Source organism: Neoroseomonas rubea, from assembly GCF_016106015.1.
GTDB lineage: Bacteria > Pseudomonadota > Alphaproteobacteria > Acetobacterales > Acetobacteraceae > Neoroseomonas > Neoroseomonas rubea.
This window is the reverse complement of record NZ_JACADQ010000210.1, coordinates 1-7,108: the sequence shown is the minus strand read 5'-3', so window position 1 is coordinate 7,108 and position 7,108 is coordinate 1. Positions and strand designations below refer to the sequence as shown.

Sequence of the window (7,108 nt, the reverse complement as noted above, 5' to 3'; positions counted from 1 at the left end):
GCGCGTCCCGCCGCGGCGGAGCGCGAGGCGGAGCGGGCCGCGCGCGCGGCGATCGTCGGGCGCCGCGCTGCGATCGGCCTTGCGCTCGACCCGCGCGATCCCGCCTGCTGGGGCGAGGCCGGACACTACTACACGGTCTATTTCGTCGCGCTGGCCGCGGGCATCGGCGACCCGCTCGCCTATCGCCTCGCCTTCTGGACGCAGATGGCCGACGAGATCGATGAGCTGAACGCCGTTCCGGCGGGCATCGAGATGGTGAAGGAGGACATCGCCTCCTACGCCTCCGACCGCTACGCCGACATGGTGGCGGGCTACGCGAATTTCGAACGCTCCATCCTCGCCGAGGTGTTCCGCAACTCGCCCTATGCCCAGCATGTCGTCCCGCCGCCGGCGATCGCCCGCTACGAACGCAGCGAGGCCTATTTCAACTGGCTGAACGTCCAGCGCGGGCTGCATGCGCTGACCGGCCGCGAATGCGAGGCGGAGACGCGCCGCCGAATGGACATCAGCGGCGCCTACAACCCGTCGCGCGGTCAGGAATTCGAGTTCGGCCTGTCGCTGCATCCGCTGGGCGACAGCTTCGCGCACCGGGACGATTCGAACGGGCGCATGTTCGCCCCGCCGCTCGGCCACGGGCCGAAGGGCCATGAGCCCGACGTGCTGGGCGAGCATCGCCGCGCGCTCTATCGCCGCTACGTCGGGACGCTGCACCAGGTGCTGACGCGCGCCGCGGGGACGACGCGCGGCGCGCCCTTGTCGGAAGCCGCGACGGTCGCGGCGCTGGACACCATCATCCCGGTGCGGCGCTCCCTTTCCGATGACCAGATCCGCGCCCTGTCCCGCCGGCCGGGCAAGGAGGGCTACGACCCCCTGCTGTCGGCGATGCGCGCCAATGCACGGGCGAGCGAGCCGGACGAGGAGAAGCAGATCGCGCAGATCCGCGGGCTGGCGCGATCGGAGATCGGGGTGGCGATGCAGCCCTATCAGCCGGAGACCTTCGATTCCGGCGCCTTCAGCAGTTTCCGCGCGCCGCCCGGCATCTCGGTGCCGCTCGCCTATGTTCAGCGCGCGATGGTCCTTGCGCGCGAATGGGGCTGAGCCGGGCCTTGTCCTAAAGCATCGCCAGCCCGCGCTTGCGCGTGGGCGGGGCGAAGGCGGCGTCGAGCGTGGCCAGATCCTCGGCCGTCAGGGCCAGTTCCCGCGCCGCAGCGTTCTGCCGCACATGCGCAGGGTCCGACGCCTTGGGGATGCTGACGATGGTGGCGTCGCGCAGCGTCCAGGCAAGCGCCACCTGCGCCGGCGTCGCACCCTGCCGCGCCGCGACCCGGGCCAGCGCGCGGTGGCGCAGCAGCTTGCCGCCCTGGCCGATCGGCGAATAGGCCATCACCGGCATCCGTCGCGCCGCGCAGAAGGGCAGCAGGTCGAATTCTACGCCGCGATGCTCGAGGCTGTAGAGCACCTGGTCCGTTGCGCAATCGGCGAGCGCGGGGCCGAGTTCCTCGAGGTCGTCCACGTCGCAGTTGGACACGCCCCAGCGGCGGATCTTGCCCGCCGCGCGCAATGCCTCGAAGGCCTCCACCGTTTCCGCCAGCGGCACGCTGCCGCGCCAGTGCAGCAGGTACAGGTCGATGGTCTCGACCTTCATGCGCTTCAGGCTCCGCTCGCAGGCCGCGACTGCCCCGCGACGGGAGGCGTTGTGCGGATAGACCTTGGAGACGAGGAAGACCTCCGCGCGCCGGCCGGCGATGGCCTCGCCCACCACCTCCTCCGCCCCGCCCTCGGCGTACATCTCGGCGGTGTCGATCAGCGTCATGCCGAGGTCGAGGCCGAGGCGCAGCGCGTCGGCCTCGGCCTTCCGCGCCGCGCCCTTTTCGCCCATGTGCCAGGTGCCCTGCCCTAGGGCGGGGATGGGCGTGCCGTCGGGCAGGCTGGGCATGGGGCGTCCTCCGGTGGTTTCGCGGAAGGCTACTCCTGCGTCACGTAGGTATAGAAGCGCACCGTGCCGTCCGGCTGCGGCTCCCGATGCAGGCCCTGGACCTCGCTCTCGAAGCCGGGGAAGGCGTTGGCCGCGCGCTCGAAGGCGCGGAGGTAGTCGATCATCGGCCGCGCGCGGGCGCCGAGCCGCTCGCCCGGGACGATCGTTGCGATGCCCGGCGGATAGACGACCCAGAGCGTGGTCGCGACCCGCCCCTCGATGGCATCGAGCGGCAGGTAGTCCACCCGGTTGCGCGCCAGCGCGCGCACCGCTTCATGCGGCGCCATGGCGATCTCGGGCAGGTGCTCGGCGCGGAACTGCGCGCCCTGGAGGGCCGAGATCCCGGCATCGCGATACAGAGCGTGCATCCCCGCGCACAGGTCGCGTAGCCGTACTCCGGCATAGCGCGCCGGGCGGCGGGCGACGAAGTCCGGGATCACCTCCTCGAGCGGCGCATTGGCGTCGTGCAGGATCTTGAAGGAGACGAGGTGGGAGAGAAGCGTGCTCGCCTTGCCGCTTTCGACGCCGGGCGTCAGCAGGAACAGCAGCGAGTTGAAGTCGTTCTTCTCGCACACGATGCGGTTCTGGCGGAGGTATTCCGCCACTACCGGTGCCGGGATGCCGTGCTCCGCATAGGTGCCCGCGGCCCGGTCGAAGCCCGGCGTCAGGATGGTGAGCTTGTTGGGGTCGGTCATCGCCCAGCCGGGTGCGACGTGGCGGAAGCCGTGCCAGGCCTCGCCTTCGCGGAATTCCCACAGCGCGGGGTCGGCCGCGAGAAGGTCCGTCGGCGCGTCCTCCCAGGCGATGCGCCGGGGCTCGCCGCCCCTGGTCGCGACCTCGACCGTGTCGGGCACGAAGGGGTCGAAGAACCAGCGCCGCGCCGGATCCTCGGCCGATGCGAAGTCGCGCGCGGTCATGCGCAGCTTCTTGCGCAGCTCGATGCCGAGCCGGACCGTGTCGTCCCAAAGCACCTCCCCCGAGCGGCCCTTCATCATCTGCGCGCCCACGTCGAGCGAGGCGAACAGCGGATAGAAGGGGCTGGTCGAGGCGTGCAGCAGGAAGAATTCGTTGAAGCGCCGATGTTCGACGCGCCGGCGCTGCTCGCCCAGGTGGCTGTCCTTGATGTGGATCTGGCTCGCCTGGCTGAAGGAGGCGAGCTGCTTGTGCGTGCTCTGCGTGACGATGATGCCGGGGCTGTCGGGCCCCAGCCCCTGCAGCCCCATCCCGAAGCGCCCCCGGAACAGCGGGTGGAACTTCATGAAGCCCGCCCAGGCCTCGTCGAACAGGATGTAGTCGCAAAGGTGGCCGATGCGGGCGAGGATCTGCTCGGCCGACAGGATCGTGCCGTCGTAGGTGCACTGTTCGATGACCGCGGCGCGGAAGGGGCGCGGCGCATCGGCGCGCGCCTTGTCCGCCACCAGCGGATTGTCGCGGATCGCCTGGCGGATGCGCGCCTCGTCGAACGCCTCGGGGCGGATCGGGCCGATCAGCCCGTGCAGGTTGCGGTCGGTTTCCAGATAGACCGGGATCGCCTCGCCGAGGAACAGCGCGCCGTGATGCGCCGCCTTGTGGTTGTTGCGGTCGAACAGCACCAGGTCGTCATCGGCGAGCAGCGCGGACAGCACGACCTTGTTCGAGGTCGAGGTGCCGTTCAGCACGAAATAGGTGCGCTCGGCGCCGAAGATCTCGGCCGCGGCGCGTTCGGCCGCCGCGGCGGGGCCTTCATGCGTCAGCAGGTCGCCGAGCTGGAGGACGGAATTGTCGAGGTCGTCGCGGAAGATCGCCTCGCCCAGATGCTCGACGAAGATCCGCCCGATCGGGGACCGGCGGTAGAACACCCCGCCATTATGGCCCGGGCAGGTCCACAGCATGTTGCCCTGCTCGGCATAGTCCACCAGCGCGCCAAAGAAGGGCGTCTTGAGGCTTTCCGCATACTGGCGCAGCCGCGAGACGAGATTCTTGGCGATGAAGTCCGGCGTCTCCTCCGCCAGGAAGATGAAGCCGTCCACGTCGTCCAGCACCTCGACCGGGATGTCCTCCAGCCGGTGGCGGCGCACCAGCACGATGACCGGCAGGTCGAGCCCGCGCTTGCGGGTCAGCGAGATGAGCGGCGCCGACTTGCCGGCAAGCCCCTTCTTGCCCCAGTCGACGATCATGCAGCCGATCGCGGCGTCGGTGCGCACGACGAGCTCGGCGTCGTCCTCCCGCCGGGCCCGCAGCACCTGGTAGCCATCCTGCGTGATCTCCCGGACGATCTGGGCGAGGCGCTCGCCTTCCAGGTCCCCCTCCTCTTCGAAGGCGGGGGCGCAGAGCAGGAACTTGAAGCGGCGCGAGTATTCCATGGTGACCCCCGGGGTGGCGGTGCACCTAAGCGGCCGCCCCGAGGTTGTTCAACGAAAGATACTTGACAGGCGCCGCCGGGTCAGGCGTCCGCGATCTCCACCATCACCAATTCCGCATCCTCGGTCGCGGTAATTGCGAATTCGCGTACCTGGCGGATGGCGATGCCGTCGCGCGCCGCGGCGGCCTGGCCTTCCACCGTTACGGCGCCGCGGGCAGGCACGATGTAGGCGGCGCGCCCCGCGGCGAGCGGCTGCACCAGCGTCTGCCCCTTCTTCAGCGTCGCGGCGAGCACGGCGCCATCGACGTTGATGGGCAGCGCGCCCTGGCCTTCATCCTGCGGGCGGCCGGAGGCGAGCACCTCGAACCCCGCGTCGCGCTTCTCCTTCGGGAACTGCTTCGCCCCCCAGGCGGGCTTCACGCCGCGCCGGTCGGGCATGATCCAGATCTGGAAGATGCGCGTCGTTGTGGGCTCGAGGTTGTATTCGGCATGCACCACGCCGGTGCCGGCGGACATGATCTGCACGTCGCCCGCTTCGGTGCGGCCTTCGTTGCCCATGTTGTCCTTGTGGGTGATGGCACCCTCGCGGACATAGGTGATGATCTCCATGTCGCGGTGCGGATGCGGGTCGAAGCCGGTTCCCGGGGCGATCTCGTCGTCGTTCCACACGCGCAGCCGGCCCCAGGCCATGCGCTGCGGGTCCATGTAGTGGCCGAAGGAGAAATGGTGGTTGGCATTGAGCCAGCCGAAATTGGCCTTGCCGAGGCTGTCGAAGGGGCGGATCTCGATCATCGTCGCACTCCGTCTGCTGGGCCCGCCGGGGCGGGCCGCTGTTCGGACAGGCAGATAGAGAGTGCGGCCTCGGCCCGCCACCACGCGGGCCGGATCACGGCCATTCAGGCCGGTGATGACGCCTGCGTCAGCGGCACATCATCACGGGGATCTCGGCGTTCTCGAGCACATGGCGCGTCACGCCGCCCAGGATCAGTTGCCGCAGGCGGGAATGCGAATAGGCGCCCATGGTCAGCAGGTCCGCGCCGAAGTCGCGCGCCGCGCCGAGCAGGCCCGCGCCCACTTCCCGCGTCTGCGGCTTGAAGGGGACGATCTCCGCCTGGATCGAATGCCAGCGCAGATAGGCCTGGATGCCCTCGGCCTTGGGCCCGCGCCGCTGGTATTCGTCCGAGCACAGGATCTGCACGGCCGAGGCCTTGTGCAGCCAGGGCAGGGCGGCGGCGACGGCCGCGGCGCTTTCCGCCGTGCCGTTCCAGGCGACGCAGACGCGGTTGCCGATATCGACCGGGGCGACGCGCGGGGCGATCAGCACCGGCCGACCGGAATCGAACAGGATGGCGTGCAGCGCGTCGCTGCTCGACACGTCCTCCCCCGCTTCGGGATGCGGGACGACGGCCATGTCGTACAGGCGCGACTGCTGGGCGACGACATCCTCCTCCCGCCCCGCGATCGATTCGAAGGAGAGGGTCGGGCCCTCGGTCTTGGCCGCCGTGTCGGGATTGTCGGCCAGCGTCACGCCGCCGAGGCCTTGCGTGAACTTCTCGAACAGCGCGCGCACGCGATCGGCGCGCTCGCCGCTCTCGCGCTCGGTCGCGGCCATCATCTCCTCGATCATCGCCCCCGACAGGCCCTCGCCCGCCAGCGGTGCGACGTCGCGCGCATCGACGCGCACATGCAGGCAATGGACATGCGCGCCCCAGGCGCGCGCGGCAATGAGCGCGGTGGCAAGCGCCGCTTCCCCCGCGGCGGTCCCGGTCAGCGGCAGCAGCAGCCGTCGATAGGCCATGACGTGATACTCCCCTCGCTTGCTGCGATCTTCTGTCTCCCGGCGTGGGAGCCTAGCACATGGAACCGGGGTCCATGCCAATCGCGGCCGTCGCGGCGGCCCGCGCCGCGTCATCCGCCGCGATGTGATGCCACGTCACGGCACCCGGATCGACCTCGGCGGCGCGCATCAGCACCGCCTCATCCGCATCCGAGGCATCGCCGCGCCGCGCCGCGATCCGCGCGCGCAGCACGTCGAGCGGCGCTTCGAGCCAGATGCCGTCGAAGCGCAGGCCGCCCGCGCGCGCGACCTCCTCTGCCGCCGCGCGATGCCGTGGGTCGAGGAAGACGGCGTCGATCACCGCGCAATGCCCGGCCGCCAGCGCCGCGCGCGCCATGGCGAAGACCTCCTCATGCACCGCGCGGCTCACCTCCTCCCGATACGCCTCGGGCGGCAGGCGCTGTTCCGGGGCGAGACCGAAGCGGCGCTTGCGCGCCTCATCCGTGCGCAGGACGAGCGCGCCGGGACAGCGGCCAAGCGTGGGGGCGAGCGCGCGGGCGAGGGTGGATTTCCCCGTCCCCTGCAGTCCGCCGACCGCGAGCAGCCGCGCCGGCGCAGGAACCAGATGCGCCTCCGCCGCCGCGAGCAGCGCAGCCCAATCCCGCCCGCGCGCGGCTTCGACATGCGCGCGGATCATGGCGCGCAGGGAGAGCCAGAGCGGCAGGCCCACCACCAGCCCCGCATCGCCGGTGCGCGCGACGTAGCGGTTCAGCACGCGGTTCGCCGCCGCCCGCCCGTGCCGCAGGTCGAGGTCCATCAGCAGGAAGGCGAGGTCGTAGCCGACATCGATGGTCGCCAGCGCCTCGTCGAATTCCAGCGCGTCGAACAGCGTCGGCCGGCCTTCCCACAGGCAGATGTTCCCCAGATGCAGGTCGCCATGGCCGCGGCGGACGAAGCCCGCCGCGCCGCGGCCGGCAAGCGCGGGGGCGATGCGGGCGAGCTCGGCGCGCGCCGC

Annotated in this window: 6 protein-coding genes; 1 reads left to right on the top strand and 5 read right to left on the bottom strand. The window is 70.7% G+C overall.

Annotation, left to right across the window (positions count from 1 at the left end; all coding sequences use genetic code 11):
• On the top strand, window positions 1–1,098 hold a 1,098-nt coding region (locus HW577_RS17185), incomplete at its 5' end, for a hypothetical protein (protein ID WP_198377374.1).
• A 13-nt stretch (window positions 1,099–1,111) separates the two neighbouring features.
• Here HW577_RS17185 and HW577_RS17180 read toward each other — a convergent pair.
• The 5 genes from HW577_RS17180 to HW577_RS17160 all read right to left on the bottom strand — a co-directional run.
• The gene (locus HW577_RS17180) at window positions 1,112–1,936 is read right to left on the bottom strand and encodes an aldo/keto reductase (RefSeq protein ID WP_198377373.1); all 825 of its coding nucleotides are present in this window, start codon (window positions 1,934–1,936) and stop codon (window positions 1,112–1,114) included.
• A 29-nt stretch (window positions 1,937–1,965) separates the two neighbouring features.
• Entirely contained in the window at window positions 1,966–4,317 is a 2,352-nt protein-coding gene (locus tag HW577_RS17175) for an Orn/Lys/Arg family decarboxylase (protein WP_198377372.1), read from the bottom strand.
• 80 nt (window positions 4,318–4,397) lie between these two features.
• Window positions 4,398–5,108 (bottom strand): pirin family protein, encoded by a 711-nt coding sequence (locus tag HW577_RS17170; RefSeq protein ID WP_198377371.1) that lies wholly within the window; start codon window positions 5,106–5,108, stop codon window positions 4,398–4,400.
• Between the two features lie 127 nt (window positions 5,109–5,235).
• On the bottom strand, window positions 5,236–6,114 hold the full coding sequence (locus HW577_RS17165) for a universal stress protein (RefSeq protein WP_198377370.1): 879 nt from the start codon (window positions 6,112–6,114) through the stop codon (window positions 5,236–5,238).
• 52 nt (window positions 6,115–6,166) lie between these two features.
• A partial coding sequence (locus tag HW577_RS17160; protein ID WP_198377369.1) for a bifunctional aminoglycoside phosphotransferase/ATP-binding protein occupies window positions 6,167–7,108 on the bottom strand: 942 nt, incomplete at its 5' end.

Bases quoted from the DNA above. Each gene is read 5' to 3' on its own strand.
- HW577_RS17170 (WP_198377371.1), bottom strand. From the start codon at position 5,108: ATGATCGAGATCCGCCCCTTCGACAGCCTCGGCAAGGCCAATTTCGGC.
- HW577_RS17175 (WP_198377372.1), bottom strand. From the start codon at position 4,317: ATGGAATACTCGCGCCGCTTCAAGTTCCTGCTCTGCGCCCCCGCCTTC.
- HW577_RS17165 (WP_198377370.1), bottom strand. From the start codon at position 6,114: ATGGCCTATCGACGGCTGCTGCTGCCGCTGACCGGGACCGCCGCGGGG.
- HW577_RS17180 (WP_198377373.1), bottom strand. From the start codon at position 1,936: ATGCCCAGCCTGCCCGACGGCACGCCCATCCCCGCCCTAGGGCAGGGC.